A 16,437-nucleotide genomic window follows, 5' to 3' on the forward strand; every position below is an offset into this window, starting at 1 on the left:
ATGCGCATCGTGTCTCGATTGGTTTCAACGCGGGAAACATCGATCGCGCGTTGAGCTGGTTCACGCGGTTTTGAACCGCCTATTAGTCTATCAAACTGGTCGTGTATCAAAGCTCCAAAAGACGGTTTAGGCAAGCCATTTGTCTCAGACACTATGGTACTCCGACGATAACAAACGGAAATTGCTGGGATATTTTGAGGCGCAATAAGGCTGCAATGGCGTCTCTTCTTCGTCCTTGCGGGCTCACGATAAAATAACCAATTGGTGAATTCTTGACTTGAAGGGCCGAAAGGAATCGGCAAAGGTAAGGGCGCTAACCAATCCCTTCATGGATTCGCCGCCTTTCCGGACCAGCGTCCGACCACACTTCTGTCTTGGAACATTACCGTGAGCAGTGATGCTTTAACACGTGCGACGACGCCGTCGGCTTCGATGGCGAAGGTGACCGCGGCAGGCTGGGGCAAGGGCCTCTTCACGCTCGTTCGCATTACCGTCATGGCGTTTCGCCATCCCTGGCAATCTGGTCTTGCCATTGGCGCAACCCTTGTCGCCTCCACTTTCCAGTTGATGATCCCTCGCCTGCTCGGCCGGGCCGTCGATCACACGCAACTGGCGATGGAAGGCGGACAGGCGGGACAAATCGCGCAGGAGGCGCTGCTGACGACGGCGCTGATGCTGCTCGGTGCGAGTGTCCTGCGCGGCATCTTCACGATGATCCAGAACTATTACAGCGAGAGCGTCGGCCACCATTTGGGCTATGAGCTGCGCCTTGCCTGCTACGAGAAAATCCAGCGCCTCTCCTTCAGTTTTCATGACAGTGTCCACTCGGGCGATCTGATTACCGTCGGTCTGCTCGACCTCGAAGGTGTGGTATGTATTTCTCAACGGCGCTGGTGCGCATGGTGCTCCTGACCATGCTGATCGGCATCGGCGCCTACATGCTGCTCTCCACCGATGTTATCCTCGGCTTACTCGCCCTGAGCTTCGTGCCCTTCGTTGCCTGGCGTTCCTCGGTCACGCAATTGCGGTTGCGCGCGACCTGGCTCGACCTGCAGGAACGGTTGTCGGTGCTGACGCGCATCATGGAGGAAAATCTCGGTGGTATCCGCGTGGTGCGGGCCTTTGCCGCCCAGGCGCACGAGATGACGAAGTTCGAGAAGGCGTCGAAGAACGCCCTTTCGCTTGCTCATCAGCGCGTCGGTATCCGCGTCGGCAATACCAGCGCGATGACCTTCTCCTTCTTCGCAGCCATGGGTCTCGTGCTTTGGATCGGCGGCGGCAAGGTCTTGTCCGGCGAAATTACTGTCGGTACGCTCGCATCGTTTCTAACCTTCATGACGATCCTGCAGATGCCGGTCCGTCAGCTTGGCCTGATGGTCAATGCCTTTGCACGCGCCTCGACCTGCGGCACCCGTCTGTTCAACCTGCTCGACCTCGAAATTGCCGTTCGTGATGCACCTGACGCCAGGGATCTGGCGCTGACCGACGGCACGCTTCGCTTCGAAAACGTAAGCTTTTCCTATCCGAGTTCGCCGATGCATGAGGTGCTGCGCAGTGTCTCCTTCGAGGCTAAGCGCGGCGAGACGATCGGCATTGTCGGGCCGCCGGGCAGCGGCAAGTCGACGCTTGCCCATCTGATCCCGCGTTTCTATGAGGTCACGAAGGGCAAGATCACCATTGATGGCCAGGATATCCGCAAGGCGACACTGCAGTCGCTTCGTCGGGCGGTTGCCGTTGTCCAGCAGGATTCCTTCCTGTTTACCACCTCGATCGAAAACAACATCGCCTACGGGGACCCCTGGGCAAAGGAAAGCCGCATCGAGCGCGCGAGCGAAAGTGCTCAATTGCACAATTACGTGCTTGGTCTGCCGACCGGCTATGGCACGGTCGTGGGCGAACGCGGTGTGTCGCTGTCGGGAGGGCAGCGCCAGCGTCTGTCGATCGCCCGCGTGCTGATGCTGAAACCCACCGTCATGGTCTTTGATGATTCGACAGCGGCGATCGATGCGGCGACCGAACAGCGCATCCGCACGGCAATGCGCAAATATGCGGCCGATCGCGTGACGATCATCGTCGCACACCGCTTGAGCTCGCTGATGCATGCTGACCAGATCCTGTTCGTCGAAAACGGCGAAATCGTCGAACGTGGCACCCACGAGGAATTGCTGGCTCAGGGCGGACGCTACAAGGCGCTCTACGATCTGCAGGTGCGGCCGGGCGAGGCGCTCAGCGCCTAGGGAGGAAGAATATGGCCGAGGAACTGGAAACCGAACGCTCCGACGTTCGCGAGGATGGACGCCGGCCACCACGCGCGGTCGTCGGCTCCCATCGCGTCGAGGAGGAGATGTTCGGCAAGGCCTTCGACGGCAACATCATCAAACGCATCTGGGCGTTCGTGCACCCCTATCGCCGGCAGGTTCTATTGTCGGTCGCCGCGGTTTTGACGTTCACGGCTATGCAACTGCTGATCCCGCTGATCATCCGTTACGCGATCGATCACGGGATGCAGCCGGGCGGACGTCGTTCAGCGCTGACATGGGCGATGATCGCCTTTCTCGCTGCGATCCTGATCAACTACTGCGCCAGTTATTGGCAGGAAACGCTGGTCGGCAACGTCGCCGAGGAGGTTCTTTTCGATATTCGCAAGGCGATGTTTTCCCACCTGCAGCGGGTCTCGCTCTCCTTCATGGACAAGACCGAGGTCGGGCGCCTGATGTCGCGTCTGCAGGGCGACGTCAATTCGATGCAGGAGTTTTTGGAAACATCGGTCCTGTCGGTGGGCGATATCGCACTGCTGTTCGGGATCGTCTTCGTCATGCTCTACCTCGACTTCAAGCTCGGTCTTCTGACGCTTTCGGTCCTGCCGATCCTTTTTGTCGTCCGCCTCTTCTGGCTGCCACTGGCCCGAAAATCCTTCATGGCAGCGCATGAGACCAATTCCGTTGCCAACGGGGCATTGGCCGAAGCCATCCATGGCGTGCGCGCCGTCCAGAGCATGGACCGCCAGGGCGTCAACTTCATGCTTTACGACGACAAGGCCAAGGCAAACCTGAAGACGCATCTGACGGCAGCGCGCTACGCCCAGGTCATGGTGCCGATCGTGGACTCGCTGACCGGTGTTGCCATGGCGCTCGTCATTGTCGTCGGTGGTGCGCGCGTTCTCAACCAGGCGCTCGATGTCGGCGTGCTCGTCGCCTTCCTGTTCTACATCCAGCGCTTCTTCGACCCGATCCGTTCACTGACGCTACAGTATTCGGTGATGCAGCGTGCCATGGCCTCCGGTCAGCGACTGACGGAAGTCCTGGATGTTCCCGTCGAGATCAGGGACGCGCCAAATGCGAAGGAGCTTGCCGCCGACATGGACGGCTCGGTGGAGTTTCGCGATGTGGTCTTCGGCTATCATCCCAAGCACCCCGTTTTGAAGCATGTGAGCTTCAAGGTGAACCCGGGCGAAACGGTTGCCCTTGTCGGGCCGACGGGTTCCGGCAAGTCGAGCTGCATGTCGCTCATTCACCGTTTCTATGACGTGCAGCAAGGCCAGGTGCTGGTCGGCGGGTATGATGTGCGCGATCTGACACAGGATTCGCTCGGCAGCCAGATCGCCATGGTTCTTCAGGAGCCATTCCTGTTTACGGGCACGGTCTTCGAGAACATTCGCTATCACAAGGCGGCAGCGACCCGCCAACAGGTGATCGAGGCGGCCAAGGCGGTCGGCGCCCATGATTTCATCATGCGCTTGCCGCTGGGTTATGACAGCATGCTCGGCGAGCGCGGCGGCAATCTTTCGCTCGGCCAGCGTCAGCTGCTAAGCTTTGCCCGCGCGCTGGTCGCCGACGCGAAGATCCTGGTGCTCGACGAGGCAACTGCCAATATCGACAGCTATACGGAGATGCTGATCCAGAAGGCGCTCGTCAAGCTGCTCGAAAACCGCACCGGATTGGTCATCGCTCACCGCCTTGCAACCATCAGGGAGGCGGACCGTATCATCGTCCTGCAGAATGGTGAGCTGATCGAGAGCGGCAACCACCAGGAGCTTATGAAGAACCGCAAGCTCTATTCGCGGCTCTACAACCTGAACTACGCGTCCTTCGACGATATTCCGGACGCCGTGTTCGAAGAGACCACGGCGAACGGTTCGGCGACATAGGACCAAAACCTTTCCAAGCAACGCCACTGTTCGAAGAGGAGGATCTTCCATGGATTATCGCAAGCTTGGCCATAGCGGTGCAGTCGTCACCGCCTACTGCCTCGGCACCATGACGTTCGGCGCGGAGGCCGACGAAACTGCATCGCACAAGCTGCTCGACGATTATTTCGCCTGGGGCGGAAACTTCATCGACACCGCCGATGTCTACAGCGCTGGCATGTCCGAAGAGATCATCGGCAGATGGCTCAAGGCACGGCCGACGGAAGCCAAACAAGCCGTGATCGCGACCAAGGGGCGGTTTCCGATGGGGCCTGGTCCGAACGACATCGGCCTTTCACGTCGCCACCTGAATCAGGCGCTCGACGCCTCGCTTGCGCGCCTTGGCGTCGGCCACATCGATCTCTATCAAATGCACGCCTGGGACGCACTGACCCCGATCGAGGAGACGCTGCGCTTTCTCGATGATGCCGTCTGCGCCGGCAAGATCGGCTATTACGGTTTTTCCAACTATGTCGGATGGCAGATCGCCAAGGCCGTCGAGATTGCCAGGGCGCTGGGCTACACGCGGCCGGTGACGCTGCAGCCGCAGTACAATTTGCTAGTACGCGACATCGAGCTGGAGATCGTGGCTGCCTGCCAGGATGCCGGCATGGGCCTTTTGCCATGGTCACCGCTTGGCGGCGGCTGGCTGACGGGCAAATACCGGCGCGACCAAATGCCGACGGGCGCGACCCGTCTCGGGGAGAACCCGAACCGTGGCATGGAATCTTATGCCCAGCGGAATGCGCAGGAGCGGACCTGGGCGATCATCGAGACGGTGGAGGCCATCGCCAAGGCGCGTGGCGTCAGCATGGCGCAGGTTGCACTTGCCTGGACGGCAGCGCGACCCGCCGTGACTTCGGTTATCGTTGGAGCGCGAACGAGCGAGCAGCTCGCCGACAATCTGGCTGCGGCAAAGCTTGTCCTGTCAGAAGAAGAGATGAGGAAGCTGAGCGACGTCAGCCGGCCGCATGTGGCCGACTACCCCTATGGCGCCGGCGGCACCAACCAGCGGAGCCGCAAGATTGAAGGCGGACGATAAGGGCAGTTGCGGCGGCCGGGTTTGGCTCGGCCGCCGTATTGATCAAAGGCGGACGCCGCTCGTGTCGTCGAAAAGATGCAGCTGCGAGGGATCGACTGTCACGCCAATCGTCTCGCGTGCCCGTGCGATGCCTCGGCCCGTCTCGACGATCGTCAGTTCGGGTGTGGTCGCCGCGGTGACGAAGGTTGATGAACCGGTCGATTCCACTACGGCTACCGGGACGTCGAACGTGCCCTGCCCTGCGGCCGTGATCCCGATATGCTCCGGACGAAGGCCAACGGTGACCTTGCGGCCGGGTTGGACTTGATGGTCGATCGCGATCTTCTGCTTCACACTGCCGAGATCGATTGTCAGGCTCTTGCCGTCCTCCGCAATGACAGCCGGAATGAAGTTCATGGCCGGAGAGCCGATGAAACCTGCAACGAACTTGTTGGCGGGCCTGTCGTAGAGGTCGAGCGGCTTGCCCTGCTGCTCGATCACGCCCTCGCGCATGACGACAACATGGTCGGCCATGGTCATCGCCTCGATCTGGTCGTGGGTGACATAGACCGACGTCGCGCCGAGCCGGTCGTGCAGCGCGCGGATTTCCTTGCGCATCGACACGCGCAGGGCCGCATCGAGATTGGACAACGGCTCGTCAAACAGGAAGGCCTTGGGATGCCGGATGATCGCGCGGCCCATGGCGACGCGCTGGCGCTGACCGCCGGAAAGTTGACGTGGATAGCGGTCGAGCAGTCCGGTAAGACCGGTTATTTGCGCCACTTCGTCCGCCTTCTTTCTCGCTTCATCCTTCGATGCGCCACGCATGCGTAGTGAATAGGTCAGGTTTTCGGCCACAGTCATATGCGGATAAAGCGCATAGGACTGGAACACCATGGCGATGTCACGCTTGCGCGGCGGTATGTCGTTCATTACCTCGCCGGCGATCTGCAAGGTGCCTTCGGAAATCTTCTCCAGCCCCGCCAGCGACCGCAGCAACGTGGATTTGCCGCAGCCCGACGGACCGACAAGTGCCACGAAACTGCCTTTTGGGATCGTAAGGTTGATATCCCTCAGCGCATGGTAGGCACCGTAATGCTTGTTGACGCCGGTCAATTCGATCTGTGTGGTCATTTCAAAGCTCCGGAAGTCAGGCCGGAGACGATCCGACGCTGTAGAAGAACGAAGATGGCGAGGATCGGCGTCACATACATCGCCGCGAAAGCCATGATCTTGTTCCACTCACTGGTGTTTGGGCCGATGAAGGAGTAAAGGCCGACACTCGACGGCTGGAGTTCAATGTTCTGGATCATCGACTTCGAATAGACGAATTCGCCGAAGGCCTGCATGAAGATCAGGATCGCGGCGACCAGGATGCCGTTGCGCGCCAGTGGCAGGACGATGTTGAAGAAAGCGCCGACTCGCGAATTTCCGTCGACCAGCGCCGCCTCCTCGAGTTCCTGGGGCACGCTCATGAACGTGGCTCGCACAAGCACCACGAAGAAGGGCATGGTTTTCGCCGCTGTCGCCAAAATTACAGCAAAGCGTGGGAAGTCGAGAACGCCAATCTGCGAAAACCCGACGAAAATCGGCGTAATCATCAGCGAGGCGGGCAAGACCTGCAGCATCAGGACGAGGAAAAGACCGATATCGATCCAGATGTTGCGATAGCGCGCCAGCACATAAGCAAGCCCGGTGCCCAGTATCGTCACCAGCGCGACGCTGCCGGTGGCGATCACCACCGAGTTCCAGATGTAGCGGCCTATGTTCAAGCCCAACCAGACGTCACCATAGACATGCCATTGCGGATGGCTGGCATGGAAAGTCGGCGGCGTCGCGAACATGTCCGACGTGGTCTTGAGGCTGCTCAAATACATCCAGTAGAGCGGGAAGAGGTAGATGATTGCCAGCACCATGGCAATCACGAAAAGCAGACGGTACTTCATGGCCTCGCTCATCCGCGCACCTCATGCCGGGTCGAACGTACATAGATGACCGAGGCGATCATCACGACGATGATCATCACCACTGAAATCGTCGCGCCCTTGGCGAAATCATATTCCTTGAAGGACCAAAGCCACGCCCAGTATTGCGCCACGTTGGAGGAATTGTTCGGGCCGCCTGATGTGATAACCGCAAAGAGATCGAATTGCTGCAACGTGAAGATCATGCCGAGCGAGATGACGGCACCGATCGTCGAACGCATCATCGGCAGCGTAATGGTCCAGAAGCGCTGCCAACCATTGGCGCCGTCAAGTTCGGCCGCCTCGTAGAGGTCGCCGGGAATGGAGGAGAGACCAACAGAAAGCAGGATCATGTTGAAGGACACGCCGAGCCAGATATTGGCGATAATCACCGCCCACAGCGAATAGGCCGGATCTGAGCGCCAGAAAATATTGGCATCTGTGATCGACAGGCTCTTCAGCAGGTAGTTCAGGACGCCGAAATCGCCCGACAGGATCAGATTCCAGATCGCGCCGACGACGAGGCCGGGCATCACCCACGAAACAAGAAACAGGCCGCGCAGCCACGACGATCCGGGAAAACCGATCCAGAAGAACAGCGCAAGCCCGAAGCCGATCAGGAACTGTCCGGCGATCGATGCTACGACGAAGACGACGGTGTTCTTCATCACTAGCCAGGCTTCGGGCCGCGCGAACACCTCCTGATAGTTCTTCAAGCCGACAAAGGGGCGGAAGACCTGCGCGAGACTGAACATATCGACCTGTTGCAGGCTCATCAGCACATTGTAGACAAGTGGCAGGAAAGACAGGAAAAACAGAAATGCGAACGGAATCGCTGCGAGTGTGACGTCAAACCCCTTTCCGTCTCTTATTCCGCTGACAACAGTGCTCATACTCCAAGGCTCCTGACCGATACATTCGACGCGATATGCTTCGAATGTCCATATTTTCTGAATGCCCTCCGGCACCCTCCTCTCAAGGAAGAGAGCAGATGCTTGCCGAACCGCGACGTCAAGATCGGTGCCGCGCAAGCAAGAGCAGAGAGTGCCGGGAGGTAGCGCCACCACAGTCTCCACCCTCTCCCTTGAGAGGAAGATGTCCGACGAACAAGGACACGACAATCCGTGTCCTTGGCGGTGCCGCCAGACCACCATCCAGCGGCACGTCAGGCCGATCTCAGCCCTCGCCGAGGATACCCTTGATGGTCTCGGCTGCCTGGTCGAGCGCAGCCTGCGGCGTGGCCTGCCCCGTCAGCGCGGACTGGATTGCGTCCTGGATCGCCTTAGAGATCTTCGGCCATTGCGGATGCGGACCGCGCGGCTTGGCGTATTTCAGTTGCTCCAGGAATACCTTGAGTGCAGCATCCTTCTTCTCGTTGCCGGTCGGCGGAATGGCAATGTCCGAACGGGCCGGCAACTGGCCATAGTTCTTGAACATCTTGTCATCCTGTGAAGCGAAATATTCAAGCGCCTTGAAGGCCTCGGCCGGATGCTTGGTACTGGCGAAGATCGCCCAGTTGAAGTCGCCCATCGCGGATGACGGCTCGACGCCGTCCTTCGGCACCGGCATCAGCGTCACGCGCCAGTTGAACTTGGCTTCCTGCGACATGCGCTCGAGTTCCCACGGACCGGAAATCACCATCGCCGCATTGCCGGAATTGAAGGTACCCGTCGAGTCCCACTGTCCGCGGGTCAGGGTGTCAGGCGAAGCAAGCTTCTCGTCGAGGATGGTCTTCCAGGTTTCCAGCGCCTTGACGGCGCCAGCTGTGTTGATGTGGTCATAGCCACCCCCGCCCATCTGCGCCCAAGGCAGGAACTGGAACGTGCCTTCCTCGTTTGCCTTGGCCGAGAAAGCCAGACCATAGACGTTCTTCGCCGGATCGTTCAGCTTGCGGGCCGCATCCACCAATTGATCCCAGGTATGCGGCGGCTTGTCGGGATCGAGGCCCTTGGCCTTGAACATGTCGACATTGTAGTAAAGCGCAATCGTATTGGTTGCTTTCGGTACCCCGAAGAGCTTGCTGTCCCACGTGACCGAGTTCAGCGGACCAGGGAAATAGTTGTCCTTCTTGATCACCGAGGACTTGGCGATCATGTCGGTGAGATCGAGGAACGTCCCATGCGAGGCGAACATCGCATGCTCGGGATTGTCGACGGCAATGATGTCTGGCGCCTGACCGGTGGAATAAGCGCGCATCGCTTCACTGACAACATCGTCGAACTGAATCTCGCGATATTCGATCTTGATGCCGTTGTTCAGTGCGTTGAATTCCTTCACCAGATTCGGTGCCGGCTGGACATCCTTGTCCAGCGACCAGAGGGTCAAGGTGACATCTTCGGCCTTGGCGGCCAGGCCGAAGAGCGAAACGCCTGCCAGCGCCAGGGCGCCAATCATTGCAAACTTGCGGATAGCCATGGTTCTCCTCCTTTGTGGTTATCCTGTCGGAAGTCGGCGATTCCTCCTCGCCGACCACGATGACATCAGGCCGGATCGACGACGAAGTCGCCGCCCCGGGCATGCTTGAGATGGTTGAGCGCATAGACCTGACCGGTCATTTCCAGCGCGTCGCGATAGACCGGGTCATGCCAGCCTTCGATGTCGATCGAACCGGACCAGCCCGCAAGGCGCAGTTCCGAAATGATGTCGGTCCAGTTGCTGTCGCCAAAGCCCGGCGTGCGCATGAAGACGAACTTTTCCCTGCCGAAAATGCCGTGTTCCCTGATCACGTCCCAGCGGATCGTCGCGTCCTTGCCGTGCACGTGGAAAATCTTCTTGGCCCACTTGCGGATCTGCGGCAGCGGCTCGATCAGATAAACCATCTGGTGGCAGGGTTCCCACTCAAGGCCGATGTGGTCGTCGGGCGTTTCGTTGAAGATCAGTTCCCAGGCGTCCGGGTTGTGCGCGATGTTCCAGTCGCCGGTCGCCCAGTTGCCGTCCATGGCGCAGTTTTCGAAGGCGATCTTGACGCCCTTGTCGGCGGCGCGCTTTGAAAGCTCGCTCCAGATTTCCTTGTAGCGCGGCAGGCTGTCTGTCAGCGGCTTGTTGCGGATGCGACCGGTAAAGCCAGCAATGCAGGTCGCGCCGAAATGGTGCGCATTGTCGATGCAGTCCTTCCAGCCCTGTAGCGTCTGCAGGTCGATCTCGGTCGTTTCCAGAGGATTGCCGAACATGCCGAGGGTCGAGATCGTGATGTCGCGATCACCGATCGCGTCAACGCAGCGCTTGCCGAGTTCGGCCAGGTTCTGGCCGTTCGTCGTCTGCCAGAAGAAGGGTTCGAAGCTTTCAAAGCCCATCTCTGCAATCTGGCCGATGCGCTTGTCGGCGCCGCCCTTGGAGGCGCTCACCATGGTGCCGATACGAATGGACTTGGCAGGGTTGCTCACGTCACTAATCCTCACGCTGAAATTTCAATCCGCTGGCCGGTCTTGGCGCTTTCGATCGCGCCGAAGACCATGGCGAGGCTTCTGATGTTGTCGGAACTTGCCGTTTCGGGCCGCTTGCCTGTCTTGATCGCCTCGACGAAGCTTGCAATGACGCTGGCATGGCCGTGCGTCTCTTCCTCATGCGCGGGCTCGGGAACGTTTACGGGCGTAAACCCATGCAGCAGGCCGGGATCCTTGCCGGCGACCGCTGCATTGAACGTATCGGCGCCATCCCAGGTCAACATGCCCTTGGAGCCGACGAGACGCCATTCGCTTTCCCAGCTCGTACGCTCGCCTTCCGCGCACCAGGAGCCGCGATAGGTGAAGACGACATCGTCAGAAAACTCGAAGGTCGCATTGGCGCAGGCGCCATGCTTGTACCAGGAGCCCTTCGGATTGCGCTCGATGCAATAGACCGCGAGCGGCTTCTTGTCGGCGACGTAGCGGGCGGCATCGAAGGTATGGATTGCCATGTCGAGCAATAGAACGTTGTCCATTTCCTCGCGAAAACCACCGAAATGCGGGCCGAGGAAGAAGTCGCAATGGATGGCGGTCAGGTCGCCAATCGCTCCGCTCTCGACGAAGCGGCGCATACGGCGCACGCCGGAGATGAAGCGACGGTTCTGGATGATGGCGTGGATCTTGCCGGTCTCGGCAGCAAGATCGATCAGCGCGGCGCCTTCGGCAAGCGAGGTTGCCATCGGCTTTTCGCTGAGAACATGGCAGCCAGCTTTCAGCGCCGTGGAGACGACGTCGAAACGGGCCGTCGGAATAACGACGTCGAAGACGATGTCGGCCCTGGACCTGGCGATGACGTCGGCGAGATCGGTGCCGGTGACAGCGCCCTCAAGGCCGAACTCGGCAGTGAGTGCGTCGGCTGCCGCCGGATTGACATCGACAAGGCCCTTGACCTTTATGGCGGCTGCAAGCGCCGGGGTCTCCTTGATGGCGCGCAACCAGCCCTTGGACATGGCTCCGCACCCGCATAGAACGGCATTCAAAATCACGATTTCCTCCGGTGGATCGTTTCTGGTTTTCCTCCCGAAACGCATCCCGTAAACGTTTACGATACTAGGCGGAAACGTTTCCTGCTGTCAATAGTGGCCGAACCGGAATGAAATGCTGCGAAAAACACCTGCGAATGCGGGGCGTTAGGCAAATTCCTCTGGCGCTGCAGCATGAAAAATTTCCCGCAAAACCTTTGTCGCGACAACCGGCACATCCCGGGCAGAGTGTTCGGCAATACCGATCGCTGCGCCGCCTGCAGCTCGAGGTTGGAAAGAACGAGGAGCCCTCCTGGCTACGCGCTCAGCGAAAAAGCATCACTCTCGCCGGGGGCCAGTTCGAGTGGCCAGATCGTATTGCGTGCGCCTTTGGGGTAGTGCTCGGCATAGGCCGGCATTGTCGCCAGCAAGGTTTCGGCAAGCTCGACACCGAGATCGCGCAGCGACATGCGAAAACAGGTCAGCGATGGTTGCAGGAACTTGCCGCGCGGCTCCTCGCGAAAGCCGATGACGGCGAGATCGCGGCCCGGAACAATGCCTGCCTCGTTGAGTCGGCGATAAAGACCGATCGCCATCAGCTCATAGATCAGGATGATCGCGGTCGGTTTGCTGTCGAGCCGCAGCATTTCGTGACCAGCCTGATAGCCGCCCTGCTCGCTCGATTTGACGCGAATGACAAGCGACGGATCATAGGCGATGGCGTGCCGCTCGAGCGCCTGGCGATAGGCGTCGACGAAGATATAGCCAAGATTGATGTCGTTGGATGGCGCAGCGATCGCGATACGGCGATGCCCCTTCGACACGAGGCGGTCGACGGCGCAGGCCGCGACGCCCTCGAAGTCAAGGTCGATCCAGGTATGGTTGCCGCCGGACGTGCTGCGCCCGAGCGCGACGAACGGAATCTTGGCCTTGACCAGAAGGTCGATACGCTTGTCGACGCGCTGGGTGGCCGAAATGATCATTGCATCGACGATTCGCCGCGCGACCATCCGCTTCAAATACTCGTAAGGGTCCTCGTCATTCGGGCACGGCAGCATGAGCAGGTCAAGCTTGTGACGGGAAAGTACGCTCTGGAGACCGCCGGTGACACCAAGGAAGAAGTTGTCGCTGTTTTCGACCGTTTCCTTGCTGGATTCGATCATCAGGCCGATGACGTTTGTCGTTCCCTGACGGAGACTGCGTCCGGATTGGTTCGCCACATAGCCCAGCTCTTCGGCTGCGGCCAGAACGCGCTTGCGCGTCTCTTCGTTGACGTCAGGCCTGCCGTTCAGCGCGCGCGAAACCGTCCCTATCGAGATGTCGAGATGCTTGGCGAGTTGGCGAATTCCCTTCATCTGCGGCAATCTTCCTCCCGGATTGGACGCTTTGCCCTCCTATCTGCCATACTAAAACGTTTCCGGAAAGCATCATTGATGGCGGCTCTTCTTGATTCGCTGCCAGGGCGAAGGTAGACAGCGCAGCAATTGCTGTGAAAGGCGCGCCGGCGTCGGCTCCGATCGATTTCGCCATGGCATTGGCAAGTCGCGCGTGTCGTGACGCCGGCAACAGGTGCAGCAATTCCGAAAGACAGAACCGACGACGCAGGCGGTCGCAACCACCACCGAAGTGTGCCAATAGCCAAGAATAAAGAAGAGCGCCATCACCGCAAAAGCCGGCCTTCTGTCGAGGTTGAGCTGATCGTCCGCGGCCGCAGCCGTATCGGCACCACTTATGGCACCCGACAGTTCTTTGTTCGCAGAAGATCCACTGTTCTGCAGCGACAACGTAACATACCTCGCCGAAACGCGGGCGAGGCATTGGCAAGAGAGAAAAGCGCAAGGGTGGAGATATCGATTCTGCCTGCCGCTGTTATCTCGGTACATCGAGCTTGTTTATTGCAAATGTATAGTTGTTGCCGGTGCCCCCGCGGGTGACCACCAGTTTGCGCGTCTTGGTTGTGATGCGCGCGAAATTTCCGTCGGTCGTAATCGAGCGCGCAGTCGAAATCGTGGCGTAGTTCTCTCCCGGGAATTTTTCCGGGCATGCCTTGCCACCGATGGCGTAGATGCGCGCGCCGCCTTTTTCGTAACGCTGTTGAATAGGCCGGCCGCTAGGGTCGGCAAGAACCTTGCAGCCGGGTGCATTTGGAACCGGAATAATCCGGTACCATGGACTGTCGGCGAGAACGTTGGGCACGGATAACGACAGCAGGGCGCAGGCAACAAGGAATAGTCTCAACATGGTGCAGCTCCTTCATCGTCAAGAAATTAAAGTTATATTAGCTTGTGGTGATCGACAAGATTTTTTCGAGTTGCAAGAAGAAAACGAGATCGGATCTGGTTCTTCATCAATGATTTGACATAGTCATATGAGAAATTCTGGTAATACCTCAAATGGCAAGAGCATGTATTTATCTTGCCTTGGAAACGCTGTTTCCGTCGTCGGTTAAATCCTTTGATGATTGCGAAGAGGTTCACAATGACTCATGGATCTTTGGCGCCTTTTCTTGTCAGCTGCTTTTCGCTCTTCTGTGGTTGCGCAGCCTTCGTCGATACGAGTTTCGCAACCACAATTGATGTTTCGCCGTCGCCGCCGCACAGTATCCAGGCCGCTCTTGACAGGGCAGGGCCCGGTGACGTGATCCGGCTGAGACCCGGAGTGTACTATCAAGACTTCAAGACGGTCCGAGACGGCAAGCCCGGAAAGCCGATCGTGATAACTGGTCCGCGGTCGGCAATCGTCAAGGGAGGCGGCGCTGCGCGAGTGATCGAAATCAACCACGACTATACGGAACTGCGCGGCTTCACCGTGGATGGCAGGTTTGGCGCCGGCAACACCAAGCGGAGCTACCGCGACAAGCTGATCTACGTGATCGGCAAGACGCGTGGAGATGGCGTAACGGGCCTGCGGATATTGAGCATGTCCGTCAAGAATGCCGGGGGAGAGTGCATCAGGCTCCGCTACCAGACGCGCCGAAACGAGATTGCCTATTCGCAGATCAGCAATTGCGGCCGCTACGACTTCGCTTTCGGGGACGGCGGTAAGAATGGCGAGGGCATCTACATCGGCACGGCGCCGGAGCAGCGGGGAGCCCACGGGGCTCCGGACCGATCCGTCGATGCCTCGGATGCCAACCATGTTCATCACAATATCATCGACACCAAAGGCAACGAGTGCGTGGATATCAAGGAAGGATCAAGCCGCAACGTCATCGAGCATAACCAATGTTCCGGTCAGAAGGACAAGAACTCCGGCGGCTTCGATTCCCGCGGTAACAATAACGTTTTCCGCTACAATACCGTCAGCGACGTGCGTGGCGCGGGGGTGCGCCTCGGTGGGGACAGTGACAAGGATGGCATCAACAACGACGTTTACGGCAATAGGTTTCGCAAGGTCGGCGTAGCGGTCGTGCGCGCAGAACGTGGGCCGCAAGGAAAGGTGTGCGGCAACTCCTCGCAGAGCGATGCCGAAAATAAGCAAAAGAAGACAGGCAAGGTTCAACTCGAGCCGCTAGCCGGCTGCTGAGCGTTGCTTTCGCCCGGTGGCCGGGCATGTCAGGGCTCAGTTGGACGACAGCTTTTCGAGTGCGGCGCGCGCCAGAGGATATCCGCCTGCCGCCGACTTCTCCAGCCATTGTCGACCGGCGGCATCATCCTGCGGTTTGTCGTTCGATTGAAGCATCATCATGCCGAGCAGGTATTGGGCCTCTGGATCATTCTGTTTGGCTGCGCCTTCGCGATAGGTCTGCGCTGTTTCAAGTGAGGCAGTGACGCCCGTCCCGTAATAGTAGGCATCACCCAGGACCTTTGAGGCGGACGCGTATCCGCTGGCTGCAGCCGATTGGAGACTTGCGACGATCAGATCCTTTCTGCCCTTGTCGACATCTGAGCGCGCGAGAGCCTTTGAGAGGTAATCGATGGCATCGGCGTTGCCGCGTTCCGCCAGGGACTGGAATATCGAAATCGCCTCGTTGACAGCCTCCGGCTTGTCCCTTTTCCACAAAACCTGCGCCATGATCTTGAGTGCATTTGGGTCGGCTGCTCGCCCCTGCGCCCGGATGGCAGCCATTGCTTCGTCTTGTATGGACTGCGGGTAGTCGAGATTGAGCAATTGCTTCGCGGGCCTGCCTGCGTCCAGCGGATTGAGCGCCATCGACTGCAGAAGCAACTCGGAGCTTGCCGCCACATCCTCGGGCGTCTTGCTGAGCACGATGCGCTTGGCAATCTCGGTGTAAAGCTTTGCCCGGCGCGCCGGCTCAAGGCGAGCGGCCCATTTCTTCGCCTCGGGAATGTTCTTGGGGGTACCACGACCTTCGGCAAGAGCAAGCGACGTCGCCTCGATACCCTTGGCGTTTCCGACAACGGCTGCCCATCGGTACCATTTGTAGGCGACCGCGTCATTTTGTGGGACGTCCAGCCCGGCGTACTGAATCAATCCGTAGGCCGCCACACAGCTCTTGCACCCTCGCATCGCCTCTGCCGCAAGTGAGCGCAGGACGGCCGGCGTCCTGTCCCCGAAGACATAGTCGTTCATCAGAACGCCTTTGGCGAGAAGCCGTGTGGCATCTCTTGACGTTGGAGCAGCCAGCAGAATGGCGAAGCCGTAGTTGGGATCGCGTACCTTTCGGTCGGGTGCGGTCAACGCTGCTGTGGCGATCAACAGGCGTTTGGGCAAGGGCAGCTTGACTGCCGCATTGACCTCGGGCCAACCCTTTGCGATCCGCAATTCTTCCCAATTCGCGTATGTTTCGACCACGGGTCGCGGCGTCGGTTTTGCGATCTTGGCCGCCTCGGCGGTCGCTGTCGTTGCTGTTGCCATCAGAACGGTCAGCGATATGCGTAGGATGGCCTTCATGGTTCCG

Annotated in this window: 13 protein-coding genes and 1 pseudogene; 4 read left to right on the forward strand and 10 right to left on the reverse strand. The window is 59.1% G+C overall.

The window, feature by feature from the left end; all coding sequences use genetic code 11:
* Positions 1 to 432: 432 nt before the first annotated feature.
* The 3 genes and pseudogenes from NBG89_RS20090 to NBG89_RS20100 all read left to right on the forward strand — a co-directional run bounded on the left by NBG89_RS20090 (position 433) and on the right by NBG89_RS20100 (position 5,228).
* Positions 433 to 2,237: pseudogene (locus NBG89_RS20090) on the forward strand (ABC transporter ATP-binding protein).
* Between the two features lie 11 nt (positions 2,238 to 2,248).
* Positions 2,249 to 4,147 carry an ABC transporter ATP-binding protein gene (locus NBG89_RS20095; RefSeq protein WP_431323894.1) on the forward strand — a complete coding sequence of 633 codons (1,899 nt, stop codon included), beginning with the start codon at positions 2,249 to 2,251 and terminating at the stop codon, positions 4,145 to 4,147.
* A 49-nt stretch (positions 4,148 to 4,196) separates the two neighbouring features.
* Positions 4,197 to 5,228, forward strand: a complete 1,032-nt coding sequence (locus NBG89_RS20100) for an aldo/keto reductase (protein ID WP_431323895.1) — start codon at positions 4,197 to 4,199, stop codon at positions 5,226 to 5,228.
* 42 nt (positions 5,229 to 5,270) lie between these two features.
* Here NBG89_RS20100 and NBG89_RS20105 read toward each other — a convergent pair whose 3' ends face one another.
* The 9 genes from NBG89_RS20105 to NBG89_RS20145 all read right to left on the reverse strand — a co-directional run bounded on the left by NBG89_RS20105 (position 5,271) and on the right by NBG89_RS20145 (position 13,817).
* Entirely contained in the window at positions 5,271 to 6,341 is a 1,071-nt protein-coding gene (locus NBG89_RS20105; protein WP_431323896.1) for an ABC transporter ATP-binding protein, read from the reverse strand.
* Positions 6,338 to 7,165 (reverse strand): carbohydrate ABC transporter permease, encoded by an 828-nt coding sequence (locus NBG89_RS20110; protein ID WP_431323897.1) that lies wholly within the window; start codon positions 7,163 to 7,165, stop codon positions 6,338 to 6,340. The genes NBG89_RS20105 and NBG89_RS20110 overlap by 4 nt, the downstream gene beginning before the upstream one ends.
* Positions 7,162 to 8,064, reverse strand: coding sequence for a carbohydrate ABC transporter permease (locus NBG89_RS20115; protein ID WP_431323898.1), 903 nt, complete (start codon positions 8,062 to 8,064; stop codon positions 7,162 to 7,164). Before NBG89_RS20115 ends, NBG89_RS20110 begins: the two co-directional genes overlap by 4 nt.
* Before the next feature lie 283 nt (positions 8,065 to 8,347).
* On the reverse strand, positions 8,348 to 9,586 hold the full coding sequence (locus tag NBG89_RS20120; RefSeq protein WP_431323899.1) for an ABC transporter substrate-binding protein: 1,239 nt from the start codon (positions 9,584 to 9,586) through the stop codon (positions 8,348 to 8,350).
* Between the two features lie 65 nt (positions 9,587 to 9,651).
* Positions 9,652 to 10,554 carry a sugar phosphate isomerase/epimerase family protein gene (locus tag NBG89_RS20125; RefSeq protein ID WP_431323900.1) on the reverse strand — a complete coding sequence of 301 codons (903 nt, stop codon included), beginning with the start codon at positions 10,552 to 10,554 and terminating at the stop codon, positions 9,652 to 9,654.
* An 11-nt stretch (positions 10,555 to 10,565) separates the two neighbouring features.
* Positions 10,566 to 11,564, reverse strand: coding sequence for a Gfo/Idh/MocA family protein (locus NBG89_RS20130; protein WP_431324587.1), 999 nt, complete (start codon positions 11,562 to 11,564; stop codon positions 10,566 to 10,568).
* Positions 11,565 to 11,893: 329 nt separating this feature from the next.
* On the reverse strand, positions 11,894 to 12,931 hold the full coding sequence (locus NBG89_RS20135; protein ID WP_431323901.1) for a LacI family DNA-binding transcriptional regulator: 1,038 nt from the start codon (positions 12,929 to 12,931) through the stop codon (positions 11,894 to 11,896).
* Positions 12,932 to 13,003: 72 nt separating this feature from the next.
* The gene (locus NBG89_RS20140) at positions 13,004 to 13,360 is read right to left on the reverse strand and encodes a hypothetical protein (RefSeq protein ID WP_431323902.1); all 357 of its coding nucleotides are present in this window, start codon (positions 13,358 to 13,360) and stop codon (positions 13,004 to 13,006) included.
* 85 nt (positions 13,361 to 13,445) lie between these two features.
* A complete protein-coding gene (locus NBG89_RS20145; protein WP_431323903.1) occupies positions 13,446 to 13,817 on the reverse strand; it encodes a hypothetical protein in 372 nt (123 codons plus the stop codon).
* 417 nt (positions 13,818 to 14,234) lie between these two features.
* Between NBG89_RS20145 and NBG89_RS20150 the strand changes: the two genes are divergently transcribed.
* Positions 14,235 to 15,101, forward strand: coding sequence for a hypothetical protein (locus NBG89_RS20150; RefSeq protein WP_431323904.1), 867 nt, complete (start codon positions 14,235 to 14,237; stop codon positions 15,099 to 15,101).
* Positions 15,102 to 15,137: 36 nt separating this feature from the next.
* On the opposite strand, the gene NBG89_RS20155 is transcribed toward NBG89_RS20150, so the two are convergent.
* Entirely contained in the window at positions 15,138 to 16,430 is a 1,293-nt protein-coding gene (locus tag NBG89_RS20155; protein WP_431323905.1) for a tetratricopeptide repeat protein, read from the reverse strand.
* Positions 16,431 to 16,437 lie beyond the last annotated feature (7 nt).

It is taken from the genome of Rhizobium sp. YTU87027 (genome assembly GCF_050644135.1).
Lineage (GTDB): Bacteria > Pseudomonadota > Alphaproteobacteria > Rhizobiales > Rhizobiaceae > Rhizobium.